This window comes from Streptococcus cuniculipharyngis (assembly GCF_007859195.1).
GTDB classification, from domain to species: domain Bacteria; phylum Bacillota; class Bacilli; order Lactobacillales; family Streptococcaceae; genus Streptococcus; species Streptococcus cuniculipharyngis.
Genome location: NZ_VOHL01000002.1, coordinates 112,492 through 129,950 on the forward strand (window position 1 = coordinate 112,492; position 17,459 = coordinate 129,950).

Sequence of the window (17,459 nt, forward strand, 5' to 3'; positions counted from 1 at the left end):
TTTCACTAGTTCTATTATACCATCTTAATCATCTTGAGCAACTAGATTATGACGAAAAGCGTAAACAACTGCCTGAGTCCTATCCTCTACCTCTAATTTGGCCAGAATATTAGAGACATGAGTTTTGACTGTTTTCAAAGAAATATACAATTGGTCTGCGATAGTCTGATTATCATACCCCTTGGTCAATAATTTCAGTACATCGCGCTCTCTAGCAGTCAATTCATCATGCAAATCGGGATGTTGGTCATGGTATTTGATTTTCTTATCCACTTCCGTCTCAATAGCCAATTCGCCTTGGGCAACCTTTTTAATGCTATGGAGGATTTCCGCAGCACTTGAGGTCTTTAGCATATATCCCTTGGCACCAGCTTCAATCACAGGGTAAATTTTTTCATTGTCCAAATAGGACGTCAAGACTAAAATTTTAGCTGCCTTCCACTGTTTAAGCAAGGTCAAGGTCGCTTCAACCCCATCCATCTCCGGCATCACCAGGTCCATGACCACGACGTCAGGTTTGAGGGTCAAGGCCAAATCGATTCCCTCTTGTCCATTGCTAGCTTCACCAACCACTTCAACATCTGCCTGTAGGTTTAAAAAACTTTTTAGCCCTAACCGCACCATCTCATGATCATCAATCAAAATAACCTTAATGTTCTCCATTTCTTTGTCCTTTCACAATCGGTAAACGCACATCCATAGAAACACCATTTCCAGGACTGCTTAAAAATTTCATGGTTCCTGCCAAGTCATCTACCCGTTCCTGGATATTGGTCAAGCCATAACTCAATTCACGCACAGCGTTCATGTCAAATCCCCTCCCATTATCCACCATTTTCAACTGGGCCTCCGTTTCCGTCTGAATCAAATAAACCTCCAAACGACTAGCTTGGGCATGTTTTAGGGTATTGCTGATAAATTCTTGGGCAATCCGAAACAGGTTGTCTTCAATGACCTTGGGTAACTTGCTGACCTCCTTACGGTAAACCACTTCAATATTACTTTTATCAGTCAATTCACGCAAAATCATATCTAATCCTTCAGATAGCGTCCGTCCTTCTAACTCTGTTGGACGCAAATGTAACAACATAATCCGTAAATCATTCTGAGCACTACTGATAACATCTTCCACTGCCCTTAGTTGGAGTTGCAGCTGCTCATGACTGAGTTGAGATAGACTCTGTGATAAACCAGAAATCATCATGGCTGAGGCAAATAACTCCTGACTGACCGTATCATGCAGGTCCCGGGCAATTCGTTTACGTTCTTGTTTAACGATTTCTTGGCTATTTAAAATATAGGCATTTTCGGTATTTTGTAAATTAGTCGTCAATCGATTAACCTTATTTGATAGGCGTTGGAGATTACGGTCCACCTCCGTCTCCGTTTCAAGAGAAATCGGCTGATTATTCAAAATCCGGCGGAGATTTTGATTCAGGTCCCGCTTAATGCTATCATCGACTAGCACCCATAAAAGGACAAGGAGAATCAGAAGCGAGCAGGTTAGCAAGCTCATGGAAAAAAGGAACTTGCGTAAAATCCACCAATCCGTCATCAAGGAAAAAAAGTCTAGTCCCAAGCTATCTAGAATAACAAAAACCATTGAACACATGGTGATAATCGCGTAGAAAAAGAACAAAAAAAGATAATATTTTTTCACAAGCGTCTCACCTCAACTGAACCTGCAATAACACTAACCACAATTTTGACGGCCCTCAATAACTGCTTGTCCTCAGGTTGACTTAGTTTAATGGTCTCATTGCGTAAATCATAGACCGGAAAATCAAAATAAGTCACACTACCATAGACAGAACTAACATCTAAAGTCACGGCTACATCAATTGGCACCAAAATTAAGGTTGGCCCATAGACCTTACGAATCAGAACCATATTGTTCTCCTGATTGATAATCACATTCGACAAGTCAATGGTATCACTCCCGGAAAGGCGAATGATGTTGATGTCATCAAAGCGATAGTCATCACCAATCAGATGTTGCTGGGCTCCTAGCCACTGATTCCGAGTTGGACGAACTAACAGTTCATCACGTTCAAACTGAATTAAGGCACGGCGATTATTCTGCTTAACCTGTGAAAAATGGTTAATTAAAATATAGCTAACCGCTACCAGAACAGCTGCCACCACATAGGGATTGAGCATAAAAATCAAAAACAGAAGCAATAGACTGGCCGTCAACAAAAAATTACTGCGATTACCAATATTATAAAAGCGTAAAACCAATAAAACCATGACCAAAATACAGATAGCTGCTGAAAAATCATTGGCCAAAATGGTTAGAAAAGCCATAGTTAGTAGCAGACTTTCTACAATTAAAAATAGCTGAAACTTTTTCACACTAAACCTCACTTGACTAATTACTTGCCATTGTACCAAAAAAACCGTGAAAATGCTCAATAGAGGTCGGAAATCAAAAACACAAGACAAGAAAAAGCACGTAGGTTAACAATTCATTGCCTCTACGTGCTTTTTTGTTATTCAGTGTCGCTTGTTTCGGAAAGATCGTTCTCGTCAGTTGATTCCTGCGACTCATCTGCTAGATATAGGCTGATATCGGTATTATCAGACCACTTAATCAATTCTCCATAGCCAGGAGATTGTCCTACAACTTCTCGTGAAGCTGAAGGGAGTTTGATTTCCTTGCTGCCATCAGCATTATAGGTCTTGATACGAGATTCAGCAATGCCCAAATCAACCAATTCTTTAACAGCCTGACTATAAGTATAGCCGATTAAGCCTGGTAGGGCTACTTCTTCCGCTGTCGCTACTTCAAGGGTAATCTTTTTAGCTGATTTAGGATCAAAGAGATTGCCGGCCTTAGGAGTTTGACTAAGGACCGTTCCAGCTAGGTTTTCATCATCAACCACCCGTTTAACCTCAATTTGTGACTCCAAAACATTGTAATTGGCAACCAGATCATTAACCGCTGTTTGGTAGTCCCCATCACGATAGTCCGGCATCTTAAAACTATCTGCAGACATGCCTTTTGAAACATAGAGGTCAATGGTACCTCCCTCTCGCTTGGTCATCCCTGTTGTCGGATTGGTTTTAAAAACCTTACCAGCCTCAACATCATCATTGTCCTCTTCATAAACATTGCCCACCTTTAAGCCATTATCTTCAATGATTTGTTTAGCAACTGTCACCTCTTGACCAGTCACCTCTGGAACCAACAAGGTTTTTGGTCTAGTCAAGGTTAAAAAAGCAAACAGGGCCAACAAAAGGGTTAAAAAGGCCAAGGAAATCTTGACAAGGCTCGTAAAAAGGCTACGTTTTTGACGGGTCTTCTTATTAGCAAGACCCAGGGCAGGGGTGACTTTGGTGGCCTTCTGCGCTTTAGCAGCCGGCTTTTTCAACAACTGCTCTGTTGTCGCTTTGGCTGTGCTCGCTTCAATCTTGGGAGCTAATTTTTTAGCCTCCAGCTTTTCGGCAAAGACAACCTTCTTCTCCCGCTTACGTTGTGGAGAAAGAGCCGTTTCCAAATCCTTACTCATCTCATAGGTAGACACATAGCGATTACTCAATTTCTTAGCGGTCGCTCGAATCACAACATTTTCCAAAGCTTGGGGAACTTCCCGATTTTTCTCAATAATCGAAGGAAGTGGATTTTGAAAATGTTGGAGGGCAATCGTCACCGCACTGTCACCATCATAAGGAATTTTCCCAGTCAACATTTCAAATAACATAATCCCCATGGCATAAATGTCACTCTGAATAGTTGCCTTGGATCCTCTAGCCTGCTCTGGAGAAAGGTAATGCACACTGCCCAACATTGAATTAGTCTGCGTCAGGCTAGTTTCGGCAAAGGCCACGGCAATACCAAAATCCGTCACCTTAACCGTTCCTTCTTTGGTCAAAAGGATATTTTGCGGCTTTAGGTCGCGATGAACGATTCCATGTTCATGGGCTCGGGTCATGGCCGAAAGAACTTCTTCCATAATCCGAACCACTTCGTTATTAGACAAGGGGGCATGGTCCTGAATGTATTTTTTCAAATCCGCCCCATCAACATATTCCATTGCTAAAAATTGCTGGCCGTCTTCTTCTCCAATATCCCTAATGGCTACAATATTTGGATGGCTCAACTCTGCCATGGCACGCGCCTCCCTTTGGAAACGTGCGGCCGCAACCTGATCCGTTTGATAATTGGTACGTAGGACCTTAATGGCTACATTTTCATTATCAAGAATCAAGTCTTTGGCAAGATAAACATCGGCCATCCCACCACGTCCGATTGATTTCAGAATACGATAACGACCAGCAAATAATTTGCCAACCTGTATCATGAACTAGCCTCACTTTCAGCCTGAAGTAAAGCTACGGTGATATTATCCAAGCCACCGGCTTCATTAGCCAGTGACACCAACAGTTTCGCCTTGTTATCCAGACTCATGTCTTGCGCTAGGATATCAAGAATATTTTGTTCAGAAATCATGTTGGTTAACCCGTCAGTATTGACTAAGAGATAATCACCAGGTTCTAAGGTTTGCACACCTAGGTCAATTTCAACTGGCTTAGGTTGACCAATTGACTGGGTGATGATGTTTTTTTGAGGATGGTTGGCCGCCTCCTCCTCAGTAATTTGGCCAGCACGAACCAGTTCATTAACCAAAGAATGATCATTGGTCAAGAGCTTGTAAGTGTTCTCTCGAATCAGACCAATACGTGAGTCTCCCAAATGAGCATAGAGAACTGTATTTCCCACGATAGCTATCGCTTCAATGGTTGTTCCCATCCCCTTATAGGCATCATTTTGCCCAACTTCATAAATCTTTTGATTTTCTGCTTCAATAACGGCCATCAGCCAATTCTTAATCTGACTAAGCTCAGTAAGGTCGGTATTGACCCACTCACGTCCAATGTCTGTTACCGTCATTTCACTGGCAATATTGCCAGCTCTGTGTCCACCCATACCATCGGCTAGGAGAAGGAGGGTAATACCAGCCTTATTGTCATACTTATTGACATAGTCTTGATTATTTGAACGCTTCTGTCCAATATCTGTTAAAAGTGATATTTTCATATTATTTCCTTCTGACTAAGTCAGTCTCCTTTCGTTCTAAGAGATACGTCTTACCTGTCCAATGAAAAAACCATCGGTTTGATATTGTTCAGGTGTAATGACGAGGCAACCGTCAACCATAATGTCTTTTTGGTCATGTTCCAGGTTGACTTGTTCAAAGTTTGGATGAGTCTCCAAAAATCGTTGAATAAGGTCTTGGTTTTCCTCTGAAAAAATAGTACAGGTACTATAGGTTATTATACCACCTTTTTTCAGTGTTTGACAAACACTATCAAGTATTTTTAGCTGAATCGTTTGCAGTTCTTGCAAGTCAGCTTCTTTTTTCTGATATTTGATATCTGGCTTACGCCGAAGCAGTCCCAAACCTGAACATGGGGCATCTACCAAGATTTTATCAAAAGTCTCAGCAGGGAACTGTTTATGGACCTGACTAGCATCCAAGCGCTGCGTTTTAATGCGATCAGTCAGTCCCAAGCGCTTAGCATTTTCCTCAATCAAGGCCAATTTGTGGTCATACAAATCCAAGGCCAGCACTTGACCAGTGGTCAAGTAGGAGGCTAGGTGACTAGTCTTGCCACCAGGAGCGGCACAGGCATCTAAAACAATTTCATGACCTTCCAAGCCTAAAGTCGGCGCTACCAACTGACTTGATTCATCCTGAATCGTAATCTCGCCTGCCTTAAAGGCCCTAGTTCCTGCAAAATGCCCTGAGTCCTTAACCAGGCCTACTGACGATAATAATGACGGGCTAGCTGCCAATTCATCCTTGAGCTCCGCCAACTTCTCTGGTTGAGTCACTCGGACACTAGCCTTATTGCGTTCCAAAAGGCTGGCAAACATCTGAACTGCCCGTTCTTGACCAAACTGCTCAATCATCTTTCTAACCAACCAGACTGGTAACGAATACATGATTGCATAACGTTTATTTAACCGTTTAATCGTTTGAGGGTCTGGTAAATCCTGCTGGCTTAGCTGCCGCAAAATGGCATTAATTAACTTGTCTGCCCCTTTAGATTGGCGCTGCTTAGCCAACTGTACCGCTTCATTGACCACCGCATGTTGGGGAATCTTATCCAGATACAACAACTGGTAAGCACTCATCAATAGTAAGTCATAAACCCAACTATCTAATCGATCACGATCAGCTACATAATGGGAGAGATACCATTCTAAGGTTAATTTACGAGTAACCGTTCCGTAAACCAGTTCAGTCAACAAGGACTTATCTGCCCGAGATAATTGACTGCCGGATAATCTTTTATGCAAGGCAATATTGGTATAGGCTCCTTCGTGGAAGATTTCTGCCAACGTTAACAAGGCTTGACCTCTCGCTGTTTCCTGCCATTTATTTGCCAAAATAATCTCCTACTTGCAAATCTCGTCCTAAACCATTAAGAAAGTCACCGATAGCCATCTGTGGTTTACCCGCTGGCTGAACCCGCAACAGAGAAACCGCTCCATGGCCAGTTGCCACCACCAACCTTTTCTTGGTCTTTTCAATAATTTGACCTGGTTGGCCTTGACTATCCACCTCTACTAGTTGCTGAATCTTGAAGCGATTGCCAGCTAAAAAGGTATGAGCTACCGGCCAAGGATACATGCCACGCACCTGATTAAACAACTCTCTCGCTGTCTTATGCCAATCCAAGACTTCTTCTTCTGGACTGATATTAGGTGCAAAAGTCACTTCTTCCTCATTTTGAGCGATTGGCTGCAACTCTCCTGCTATATAGGCCGGCAGGCTATGCAATAATAAATCACGTCCAACCACCGCTAACTTATCAAAGAGGGTTCCGACATTGTCTTCTTCTTGAATAGGAATACTGGCCTTGGCTACCATATCTCCGGCATCCATTTGCTTAACCATTTCCATAATAGTCACACCAACTTCTTTGTCACCATTTATCAAAGCATAATGAATGGGTGCTCCCCCTCGATATTTGGGCAAGAGTGACGCATGCACATTGATGGAAAAGTCAACCGCATTGAGTAATTTTTCTGGCAAGAACTGGCCAAAAGCCGCTGTCACAATTCCATCGGCGCCAAGCGCCATCAACTCTGCCATCTCCTGGCTGCCAGATAATTTTTCAGGTTGATAGCAAGTTAGCCCATAAGCCTGAGCCAATTTTTTCACTGGTGTTTGTTTCATTTCTTTCTTACGACCCACCTGGCGGTCTGGCTGGGTCACCACTGCTAAAATCTCATAGGCCTGGCTGTCTAGGAGACCTTGCAAGACGGTGGCCGAGAAATCTGGCGTTCCCATAAAAATCAATTTTGTCATGACGGTGTTGACCAACTTTCCACTCAAATTAATATTCTTTTATTTTACCATATTTAGGCAAAAATAACATGGCAAACTTGCTAAAATCAGGTCTTAATGCGTTTTCTCAAGGCTCAGAGAAAATGTTGAGGTTCACTATCAATGCTCAAACGTAATCCTTTTTGCTCAGGCGACTGACTCAAGGCCAAAATGTGGTTAAGAACAGTTTCTAATCCTGCTTCAAACCGATATTTAACAATAATTTGATAATGATAAAGGTTATGAGTCCGGGCAATAGGCTTGGGCACAGGCCCCAAAATCTTGGCTTGGGGCGATAAATACTGCCGTAGCAAGTCCAATATCTCATAGGCCTGTTTCATGACCACTTCTTCCTGAGCATGAGACAAACTGAGACCCACGGTGTAATAATAAGGTGGATAGGCTAAACGCTGCCGCAAGGGCATTTCATAGGCATAAAACCCCTCATAATCCTGATTTTTAGCAAACTGGATGGCATAATTCTGAGGATTATAGGTTTGAATGATAACCTCTCCAGCCTTAGCTGCTCGACCAGCCCGACCGGCTACCTGGGTCAACAATTGAAAGGTCCGCTCTGCAGAGCGAAAATCTGGCAGATGGATTGCCGTATCTGCATTCAGTACCCCAACCAGAGTGACATTAGGAAAGTCCAACCCCTTGGCAATCATCTGGGTACCTAACAAAATATCAGCTTCTTGCCGACCAAAACGTTCTAAAATCGCCTGATGGGCGCCCTTCTTTCTCGTGGTGTCAACATCCATACGGAGAATTCTAGCTTGAGGAAAGACTTGCAGCAATTCATCATAAGCCTTCTGGGTTCCTGTGCCATAGTAGCGAATGGTCGAACTCCGGCAATTGCTACAGATCTGAGGAATGCCCTTTTGAAAACCACAATAGTGACAGTTCATACTTCTGGTCGTCATATGTAGGGTCAGAGAAATATCACAGTTGGGACACTGATCAACCGCACCACATTCCCGACACATGACAAAGCTTGAATAACCCCGCCGATTGAGCATCAGGACTACCTGCTCCCCCTTATCCAGACGATTTTGGATCTTCTCCAATAACCTTGGGGTAAAGTTACTAACTGCCTGTTGGCCAAGATAATCACGGAAATCCACAAGCTCAATTTGGGGGAGACTCGCCGCAGGATTAGCCCGCTGCGTCAAACTAAGGCGATCGTAAACGCCTCGACTGGCCCGAGCCCGACTCTCAATACTTGGGGTCGCAGACCCTAACACTAAGACCGCCTGATGGTAATTGGCCCGTAAAACGGCCACATCTCTCGCATGATAACGAGGATTAGACTCCTGTTTGTAGCTTGATTCATGCTCCTCATCAATAATAATAGCCCCAATATTTTCCAAGGGAGCAAAAATCGCTGAACGAGCTCCAACAACCACTCTAGCCTGACCTGTTTTTATCCGACGCCACTCATCAAATTTTTCCCCATCAGACAGAGACGAATGCAGCATGGCCACTTGCTGACCAAAGCGAGCAATAAAGCGTCGGCTCATTTGAGGGGTTAGGGAAATCTCTGGAACCAAGACGATAGCCGTCTTTCCTAAGGTTAGAACCTGATCAATCAACTGTAGATAGACCTCTGTCTTGCCACTTCCCGTAACCCCCTGTAACAAAACAGGCACTGACCTTTGTCCAATCTTATCCTTTAGTTGTTCTAAAACCTCGGCCTGCTCATCATTCAAGGTCAAACGCTCTGACTTCGTTACCCCCTCAAAGTAAAGCTGACTCCGATTAACCTCGGTTTCTTCAAGAAACAGGACCCCAAGCTCACGAAAATAATGGACTTGATCCCGTGAAAAGGTTTGATAAAGATCACTTAACAAGCCTTGGGGATGAGCTAGTAGGTATTCCCTGAGCAACAGACGTTTTTTAGCCCTGGGGGCAATCACAAGTTCCGCTAAATAAGCAGCATCAACCTTGTAGGATTTTAGGCGTTTAATCGTCTTTTTATCCTTAGCAATATAAGCAAGATCAATCAAACCTGCCTTAACTAAAGAGACCACTTGCCCCTCCACCTCAGCAGGTAGCTGAGACCACAAGACCTGCTCTGCTTGGCCAAAAATGGCTAACCTGTCTGTTGGATCAAGAGCCTGGTTCGGTCGTAATAGCCGGTCATAATCAGAAGTTAAGAGGTTGGGCAACATGGCCTTGAGTAGGGTAATTTTATACGAAAAAACCGTCTTTCTCATTTGATTGACCAAGTCGAGCTGTTCTTGATTAAGCACCGGCTCGAGATCCAATACAGCGGCCACCTCCTTCAACGAAGGAAGGTCCTCTTCAACTAGCTCCACAACAAATCCCTGCAAAAGGCGGTTACTGCGACCAAAAGGAACATGTACCCGACTTCCCACCGCCACCAAGGACAACAGGGCCTGAGGTACCCGATAAGAGTAAGGTTTATCTGTCTGCATTGACGGAATGTCAACAATAATCCGAGCAACTGTCATCGTCCACCTCCTATATGAAATGAAAAATCTAAGATAAGTATCTTAGATTTTTCCTCCCTCTTCTTCTTTTTCTTTAGCAATTTGTTCTTTAATGCGACGCTCTTCTTCTTCACGCGCTAATCGTTCTGCTTCCTTGCGCAATAGAACCTGATTACGTTTTTCATCAGGATCTGGATGAATGGTTACAAAACCAGCCTCAATTTCTTCTAAAGCACGCAGGGTTGACTTAACAGCTGTAAATTCTTTTGTTGGCTCTGCTCCAGCTTCAAGTTCATGGGCTCGCTTAGCCTGTAGCATCACTAACGAATATTTTGATGGTACCTTATCCAACAAGGTATCAATTGACGGTTTTAACATCATAGCTCTCTACTCTTTTCTAACTTATCTCTTCACGGTTGCTTTAATCATATTATCATAATGACCAATGACACGCTCCACACGGAAATGCTCTGTTTCAATGATGCGCTTGACCCGTTCGGCCGCTAGAGCAACCTCGTCATTAACAACAGCATAATCATATTCACGCATGAGGGCAATCTCTTCCTTAGCTCGTTCAATTCGTTTGGCAATAACTTCCTCACTATCGGTCCCACGACCCACCAAACGGTCTTGTAGCTCTTCTAAATCAGGTGGAGTTAGAAAAATAAAAACACCATCTGGTACTTTTTTCTTGACCTGCAAGGCCCCTTGGACCTCGATTTCAAGAAAAACATCAATCCCCTTGTCCAAGGTTTCATTGACATAGCTGAGGGGAGTACCGTAGTAATTACCGACATATTCGGCATATTCCAACATCTGCCCCTGACGAATCAAGTCCTCAAACTCCTCACGGCTGCGGAAAAAATAATCCACACCGTCAACTTCCCCAGGACGCTGTGGCCGCGTCGTCATTGAGACCGAATACTCAAATTTATGATCAGGGGTTGAAAAAATCTCTTGCCTAACCGTTCCCTTGCCGACACCAGAAGGTCCCGAAAAAACGATTAAAAGCCCACGTTCAGACATGTTACTCTCCTTGATTATTCTTACCTACCAGTCTATCAAAATCTACCTTATTTTTCAAGGTTAGAACTAGAATTTTTCCATTTTCTCGCAAAATAATCATAAATTTAAACCTTTCATTTTATCCTATAAAAACCAAAAAACAAGTGTCCTGACAGACACTTGTTTGATTCTTATTTGGCATAGTCTACTGCTCGCAGCTCACGAATAACAGTGACTTTAATGTTGCCTGGATAATTGAGCTCATTCTCAATTTTCTTGCGGACCTGATGGGCCAAAATTGTGACCTGCTTGTCAGAAACCTTATCTGGTTGCACCATAATCCGAATCTCACGACCTGCTTGAAGGGCATAACTCTGCTTAACCCCTCTAAAGCTAGTAGCGATATCTTCCAGGTCACGCAGACGCTTAATGTAGTTCTCAATTGACTCATTGCGGGCCCCAGGACGGGCAGAACTAAGCGCATCTGCTGCAGCAACAATCACTGCAATAACACTTTCTGGTTCTACATCCCCATGATGGCTGGCAATGGTGTTAACCACTATCGGGTGCTCCTTATACTTGCGAGCAAACTCAGTACCAATTTCCACATGGCTACCTTCAACTTCACGGTCAATCGCCTTACCCATATCATGCAAGAAACCAGCTCGGCGAGCCAAGGCGACATTTTCGCCTAGTTCACTGGCCAAAATACCTGCCAATTTACCAACCTCAACCGAATGACGAAGGACATTTTGCCCATAACTTGTTCGAAACTGTAGCCGTCCCATGATTTTAATCAAATCAGGGTGCAAGTTGAGGGCCCCAATTTCATAGGCTGCCGCTTCACCGTACTCACGAATACGATTGTCTAACTCCTGACGATTTTTTTCAACCAGCTCCTCAATACGGGCTGGGTGAATCCGCCCATCCTTGATTAGGGCTTCTAGAGTTAGGCGGGCAATCTCCCGACGAATCGGGTCAAAACCTGACAACATCACCACTTCTGGCGTGTCATCAATGATAATATCAATCCCCGTTAAGCTTTCCAAGGTGCGAATATTGCGCCCCTCACGGCCAATAATCCGTCCTTTCATGCTATCATCTGGCAAATGGACCGTCGTAATGGTCTGCTCTGCCACATAATCTCCAGCCAAACGTTGCATAGCCTGAGACAAGAGCTCCTTGGCTGTCTTATCCGCACGGTCACGCACTTCCTGATCCGCCGCCTTAATGCGGGCAGCGATATCCTGAGTAAGATTATTTTCCGTTTCCGTTAAGATAATCTCACGAGCTTCAGCGATGGTCATATTGGCCACACGTTGCAGCTCTTCTGATTTTTTGACCTCTAGTTGGGCCACCTGTTCTTCACGCTCATCAATATGTCTAGACTTATCCGTAAGACTTTGCTCTTTTTTCTCTAGCATTTTTTCCTTGCTAGCCAGATTTTCATCTTTACGATCAAGCGAATGGGCCCGCTCTGACAAGCGGTTATCCATTTGTTTTAATTCCTGACGTTCAGACTTAAATTCTTGAGCAATTTCTTCACGATAACGCCTAGCCTCTTCTTTTGCTTCGATAAGTAATTCTTTGCGTTGAGCATTACCATCGCGCTGGGCAGCTTGTCTAATTTGGTCAGCTTCTAATTCTGCCTGACCACGTAGATTCACTGCGTCTTGTTCTGCATTCAAAAGAGTTAGTTCTGCAGTTTCTTTCGCCGATTTCATTTTGGCTGAAATAACTGCATAACCAATCAACAAACCAATGAGGGAAGAAACAAGTCCTAAAATTAGTTGTATCATGTTTTTTACCTCAATTTATTTTTGACCTCAGCCAGTATTCATTTTATCATAAACTAACATTTTTCACAATCTAAAACTAGATAAGCTTTTCAAATTTATGGTATCATAAAATAAACCATTCATTTTAAGGAGTTCGCATGACAAAAGAAGTTATTGTTGAAAGTTTTGAGCTAGATCACACAGCCGTCAAGGCCCCTTATGTCCGTCTGATTTCAGAAGAATACGGGCCAGTTGGTGATGTCATCACCAATTTTGATATTCGTCTGGTGCAACCAAACGAGGACGCTATTCCGACTTCTGGCCTCCACACCATTGAACATTTATTGGCGAAACTCATTCGCCAACGGATTGATGGTATGATTGACTGCTCGCCTTTTGGCTGCCGTACTGGGTTTCACCTCATCATGTGGGGCAAGCATTCATCAGCTGATTTAGCCAAGGTCATCAAATCATCACTTGAAGAAATTGCAACGACAACCACTTGGGAAGAGGTTCCAGGCACTACTATTGAATCTTGTGGTAACTACAAGGACCACAGTCTCTTTTCTGCCAAAGAATGGGCCAAACTTATCTTGGAACAAGGTATCTCTACCGACCCCTTTGAACGACAGCTTATCTAAAAAAGAGCCAATCGGCTCTTTTTTAATAATCCAAATTATCTGCATTACCTGGGGCATTACCGACAAAGTAACCTGTCTTCGCATTAATGGAGAAAAGGTAGGTTCCATCTGACTTGAACATGTTGTAGTAACCATTGCCATTGATAATATTGACTGGCTCAACATAGTAGTTATTATCCGTAAAGTAGCCACGAGCTCGAGAAATCGCAATGATATTCTCTAAGACGCCAGGATTAAAAGCCCAGGCTGGATTGGCAGTGTCTGCAATGGCACTGTCATTGTAAGGCACCCGTGTCAGATTTCTTTGCAAAACTGACGAATCTGAGCCAATGCTGCTCACGGCTGGAGCAGCTGGTGTCGCTGCTTGCTCTTGAACAGGGGCTGGTGCCGGAGTAACTGCAGCCACCTCTGAACTTGGAGTTTGAGCTACCGCCTCCGAAGATTGAGCAGGGGTTGTTTGGTCAGCCGTAGCTCCTTCTGTATTAACCGCAGCATCTGTTGCTGTATTTGCTGCAGCTTCACTTGCCGCTGCTTCTTGAGCCGCTTTTTCTTCAGGAGTCAATCCGGTTGTTACAGCATTTGTTCGAGCCTCTGAGATAACAGACTGGAGGAGGGTATCAACTGAAGCGTTCCCCGTGTTTAACACATCGCTAGTCAAATCATCCAAGTTAGCATCAGCCTTAAGCGTGGCTGCCATTTTTTCACCATCGACAATGGCCTCTGTTTCAAACTTGGCATTAACCGCTTGAATTGCAGCCATTGCTTTACTTAATTTATCATATTTTGCCTTAGCCTGACTATATTCTTCAGTCCCTTCTAATTTTTTCAGGGCTGACTCTAGATTCGGTAGGTTAGCAAATTCACTGTTTTTCAATTTCGTTTTTTCACTATCTGCAAAAAAACTATCATAGGTTTGATTAAAGGCATCTAAATCCGCCTTGGCCGCAGCTTTTTCCGCAGACTTGTTGCTACTTGACGAAGTCGTGCTACTTTGGCTAGTGGCATTACTTCCTGTCACAGATGTTTTAGCAGCATTACCTGACTGGTTTAGAGCATAGCCTAGACCAAAAACACCCAAGGTCAGGGCTGCTAATCCACCCAAGAGCCATTTTTTACGTTTATAAACAGGAACCTGATCCGCCTCATCTCCCAAGACAAAATCGTCTTCTGCGCTATCATTAACACGTGACAAATTTGAAGTCCTTGCTGGTGCAACTGGGGCCACATCAACCTCATCAAAAATAGACGTAGTCTTTTGACTTGCTTGTTCCACCTTTTCGGCAACGACTTGCTCCTCGGTTTTGACTGAGGCAAGGGGCTCTTCCTGAAGCAAACCTGTCTGCGACAATTCCTCTCGTTGTTGTTTGATAAAATTATCCAAGACAGCTGTATCCAGCTTGTCAATATCAATATTAGAGAATTTTTGCGACTCTACCTGATCTCGATTTTGTTTGATGTACTTATCTAGCACACCATCATCTTCGGTCACTCCCGCCCGCAATTCCGATTCTTTACGAACAGCTTCGCCAATTGTCATCTCTTTTGCTTTTTCAAAATTCAACTTAGCCTTCTCCGTCAAGCTTTTATCATCTTTAGTCATACCTTTTATTTTTCCTTTCTTTAGTTAATGTTCCGTTTAACCCGCTGACCAAAATATTGGTAGAGGTCAACCTTCAAGGTACCATTATAAAGTTTACGTTTCTTATCGGCTACTGAGCCATACTTCTGCTCAAATGCCTCATCGCTGGTCAGAATAAACTTACTCCAGGTGGTCAAGGGAGCAAAGACCTGACCCATTTCCTGGTAGAGGACATCTACCTGACGACTGTCCAACAAGCGCTCGCCATAAGGCGGATTGGAAATAATCACGCCATTGACCTTGTCTGTCCGCAAGTCCTGGACCCGCATTTGCTTAAAGTGAATAACATCAGCCAAGCCCACCTCTTGGGCGTTTTTCTTGGCAATGTCAATCATGCGAGCGTCAATATCATAGCCAGAAATATCTAAATCAGCCTCGTAATCCGCCATTTGCTCGGCTTCGTCTCGCACCTGCTGGACGAGATTTTTATCGACCCAGTCCCACTGCTCAAAGGCAAATTGACGGTTAAAACCTGGGGCAATCTTCATGCCAATCATAGCAGCCTCAATACAGAAGGTCCCAGAGCCACAGGTAGGATCAATCAAGGGCTTGTCTGGGTACCAGTTGGAGAGTTGCAAAATAGCCGCCGCCATGTTTTCCTTAATCGGTGCCCCACCTTTTTCTGTCCGGTAGCCCCTTTTGAAAAGACTGTCACCACTGGTATCAATCATGACCGTCACCTGGTCTTTCAGGATAGACACTTCAATCTTGAATTCTGCCCCGATTTCCTGTAAGGGCACACCTTCTGGGCGATGGTAGTGTTTTTGCAATTTTTTAACCACTGCCTTTTTAGAAATGGCCTGAACACTAGGCTCATTGTGCAAGGTGGACTTAACACATTTGGCCTTGGAAATAGGGAACTTGGCCCCAAGGGGAAGGTAGTTTTCCCAGTCTAGGGCAAAGACCCCTTGAAACAAGTCTTCAAAGGTTTTGGCCGGAAACTGACCAACGATAATCTTAATCCGGTCAGCCGCCCGCAACCAGAGATTGGTTTCAATGATGGTTCTGACATCTCCCGCAAAGAGCACCTTGCCATTTTCCACCTGACAATCAATGCCCCGCTCCCTGATTTCACGTCCCACAACCGCCTCTAGGCCAGCTGCCGCTGTCGCTACTAATTTGAATTGTTCTTTCATACACTCTTTCATTATTTACAAGAAAAGCTAGCCAAGTGCTAGCCCACCTATTATGCAATTTTCTATAAGCCATGTTTTGTTCAGGAGATGACTAGGCCTCATCTCCCTTGATAATCATCTGTCTATTGCAAGGAAGCCTTGCAATCAAAATAGTCTGTTCGTCTTCCAGCTATTTCGTGCCCCGACCAAAGTTTGGGTTGCTAGCTTGAGGGGTTTACCGCGTTCCATTTCCCACGTTTCCATGGAAACTACGTCACTGTGGCACTTTCAGGATGACTCTGGCCTATCCAAAGACTTAGCCATTTTATCCGCCGTAACTCGTTTAAGACAAGTCCCTAGGCTTATTTGTTCGCCTAGCACAAACACTACTGGCATCACAGCCAGTGCTAGCATGGACTTTCCTCATGATAGCAAGCTATCACGCGATTATCCAAAAATTGCATGTCATTTTATCACTCAACAATCTGCTTACCGAAAACTTCTTTTTCTAAGCGACTAATGCGTTTTAAAATATCAAAATTGGTTGCCGTCTGACTTGAGGTGATATAAGCCGTCTTTGAACTGGCTGGGTTAGTCACACCAGCATAACTAGTCTCAGAACTCACCCTTGCACGACTTGGCTCAGCCGCCACCTTATCAAGAGGGGCTGCTTGTAGCTGTTCTTTCAAAGCTTGGTTTTCCGCCTGCAAAGCATCAATCTGAGCCATAAATGTTTCATAGTCCTTAATCACATCATCAAGAAACTCATCCACTTCTTTTTTGTCAAAGCCTCTCATTACTGTCTTAAATTCTTGTTCAAAGATGTCCTTTGGACTCAAAATAATACCTGCCATTCTCTTGCCCCCACACATGTCATTCTAAAAAGAGCAGCTCTTGCTAACTCTCCCTTGCATTATACAGTAAAACCATCTAAAAATCAAGAAATTAACTTAGTCAAAGTCGTCAAAAATCCTCAGCTAAATCATTGAGCCGATCAAAGGTTAAGCGTTTTATGTCATAATTTGTCATGTCTTTCATTTGAGCAAATAAATATTTCAAATTTGTTTCATGTTCCTCATCATAAAAGAAATAAGCCCCGTCAGTGTGGTCCAACAAAAACTGCTGATAAGCCTTTAGTTGGCCTGGATTTTGATAGCTTGGGTAAGTGTATTTCACAAAATCCAATCCCTTAAAATCAGCTAGTTTTACTTGATTGGCCTCATTCCATTGCTGACCATAATCCTCGAAAGGAAAAATAGTCCCCATTTGAAAATCATAAACCGTCCGCAAGTCCTTGGCCTCTTCCAAAACCCAGTGCTCAAAACCCAAATTTCCTGTAAAGATTAGCCAGTCACAGCCAGTTTCCAACAACTCCTCCAAATCTTTCTTAATGGCCTTTTTGATTAGTTTCAAACGGGGGTCAGACGTTTGAAAAATCCCCAAATCACTATTTTTATAGCCAGCAACAAGAATTACAGTCATTTTTTG

Annotated in this window: 15 protein-coding genes, 1 other RNA gene and 2 pseudogenes; 1 reads left to right on the forward strand and 17 read right to left on the reverse strand. The window is 43.6% G+C overall.

Going from position 1 to position 17,459, the window contains the following annotated elements; genetic code table 11:
• Positions 1-24 precede the first annotated feature (24 nt).
• The 11 genes from FRX57_RS03985 to FRX57_RS04035 form a co-directional block, all read right to left on the reverse strand.
• Positions 25-663 carry a response regulator transcription factor gene (locus tag FRX57_RS03985; RefSeq protein ID WP_146566931.1) on the reverse strand — a complete coding sequence of 213 codons (639 nt, stop codon included), beginning with the start codon at positions 661-663 and terminating at the stop codon, positions 25-27.
• Positions 650-1,660, reverse strand: a complete 1,011-nt coding sequence (locus tag FRX57_RS03990; protein ID WP_146566933.1) for an envelope stress sensor histidine kinase LiaS — start codon at positions 1,658-1,660, stop codon at positions 650-652. The genes FRX57_RS03985 and FRX57_RS03990 overlap by 14 nt, the downstream gene beginning before the upstream one ends.
• On the reverse strand, positions 1,657-2,355 hold the full coding sequence (gene liaF, locus FRX57_RS03995) for a cell wall-active antibiotics response protein LiaF (RefSeq protein WP_146566934.1): 699 nt from the start codon (positions 2,353-2,355) through the stop codon (positions 1,657-1,659). The genes FRX57_RS03990 and liaF overlap by 4 nt, the downstream gene beginning before the upstream one ends.
• A 137-nt stretch (positions 2,356-2,492) precedes the next feature.
• A complete protein-coding gene (pknB, locus tag FRX57_RS04000; protein WP_146566936.1) occupies positions 2,493-4,304 on the reverse strand; it encodes a Stk1 family PASTA domain-containing Ser/Thr kinase in 1,812 nt (603 codons plus the stop codon).
• Positions 4,301-5,041, reverse strand: a complete 741-nt coding sequence (locus FRX57_RS04005; protein ID WP_146566938.1) for a Stp1/IreP family PP2C-type Ser/Thr phosphatase — start codon at positions 5,039-5,041, stop codon at positions 4,301-4,303. The genes pknB and FRX57_RS04005 overlap by 4 nt, the downstream gene beginning before the upstream one ends.
• A gap of 36 nt (positions 5,042-5,077) precedes the next feature.
• Positions 5,078-6,397, reverse strand: coding sequence for a 16S rRNA (cytosine(967)-C(5))-methyltransferase RsmB (rsmB, locus tag FRX57_RS04010; RefSeq protein WP_146566941.1), 1,320 nt, complete (start codon positions 6,395-6,397; stop codon positions 5,078-5,080).
• A complete protein-coding gene (gene fmt, locus FRX57_RS04015; RefSeq protein ID WP_146566943.1) occupies positions 6,387-7,322 on the reverse strand; it encodes a methionyl-tRNA formyltransferase in 936 nt (311 codons plus the stop codon). The genes rsmB and fmt overlap by 11 nt, the downstream gene beginning before the upstream one ends.
• Before the next feature lie 113 nt (positions 7,323-7,435).
• Positions 7,436-9,814, reverse strand: a complete 2,379-nt coding sequence (locus FRX57_RS04020) for a primosomal protein N' (RefSeq protein WP_146566945.1) — start codon at positions 9,812-9,814, stop codon at positions 7,436-7,438.
• A 42-nt stretch (positions 9,815-9,856) separates the two neighbouring features.
• Entirely contained in the window at positions 9,857-10,174 is a 318-nt protein-coding gene (gene rpoZ, locus FRX57_RS04025) for a DNA-directed RNA polymerase subunit omega (protein WP_146566947.1), read from the reverse strand.
• 21 nt (positions 10,175-10,195) lie between these two features.
• On the reverse strand, positions 10,196-10,819 hold the full coding sequence (gmk, locus tag FRX57_RS04030; protein ID WP_146566949.1) for a guanylate kinase: 624 nt from the start codon (positions 10,817-10,819) through the stop codon (positions 10,196-10,198).
• A gap of 170 nt (positions 10,820-10,989) precedes the next feature.
• Positions 10,990-12,597: a ribonuclease Y gene (locus FRX57_RS04035; protein WP_146566951.1), complete on the reverse strand. Its 1,608-nt coding sequence runs from the start codon at positions 12,595-12,597 to the stop codon at positions 10,990-10,992.
• Positions 12,598-12,734: 137 nt separating this feature from the next.
• Here FRX57_RS04035 and FRX57_RS04040 point away from each other — a divergent pair, with 137 nt between their 5' ends.
• Positions 12,735-13,217, forward strand: coding sequence for an S-ribosylhomocysteine lyase (locus FRX57_RS04040; RefSeq protein ID WP_146566953.1), 483 nt, complete (start codon positions 12,735-12,737; stop codon positions 13,215-13,217).
• Positions 13,218-13,239: 22 nt separating this feature from the next.
• Here the strand turns inward: FRX57_RS04040 and FRX57_RS04045 are convergent, their stop codons facing one another.
• From FRX57_RS04045 to FRX57_RS04065, 6 genes and pseudogenes are all read right to left on the reverse strand, one after another.
• On the reverse strand, positions 13,240-14,817 hold the full coding sequence (locus tag FRX57_RS04045) for a cell division site-positioning protein MapZ family protein (protein ID WP_146566955.1): 1,578 nt from the start codon (positions 14,815-14,817) through the stop codon (positions 13,240-13,242).
• Between the two features lie 20 nt (positions 14,818-14,837).
• The gene (locus FRX57_RS04050; protein ID WP_146566957.1) at positions 14,838-15,992 is read right to left on the reverse strand and encodes a THUMP domain-containing class I SAM-dependent RNA methyltransferase; all 1,155 of its coding nucleotides are present in this window, start codon (positions 15,990-15,992) and stop codon (positions 14,838-14,840) included.
• Positions 15,993-16,052: 60 nt separating this feature from the next.
• An RNA gene (rnpB, locus tag FRX57_RS04055) (RNase P RNA component class B) lies at positions 16,053-16,430 on the reverse strand.
• Positions 16,431-16,444: 14 nt separating this feature from the next.
• Positions 16,445-16,525: pseudogene (locus FRX57_RS07875) on the reverse strand (cell division regulator GpsB); the annotation flags it as partial.
• A pseudogene (locus tag FRX57_RS04060) lies at positions 16,508-16,843 on the reverse strand (DivIVA domain-containing protein); the annotation flags it as partial. The pseudogenes FRX57_RS07875 and FRX57_RS04060, both read right to left, overlap by 18 nt.
• Positions 16,844-16,934: 91 nt before the next feature.
• Positions 16,935-17,453, reverse strand: coding sequence for an SLOG family protein (locus tag FRX57_RS04065; RefSeq protein ID WP_146566961.1), 519 nt, complete (start codon positions 17,451-17,453; stop codon positions 16,935-16,937).
• Positions 17,454-17,459 lie beyond the last annotated feature (6 nt).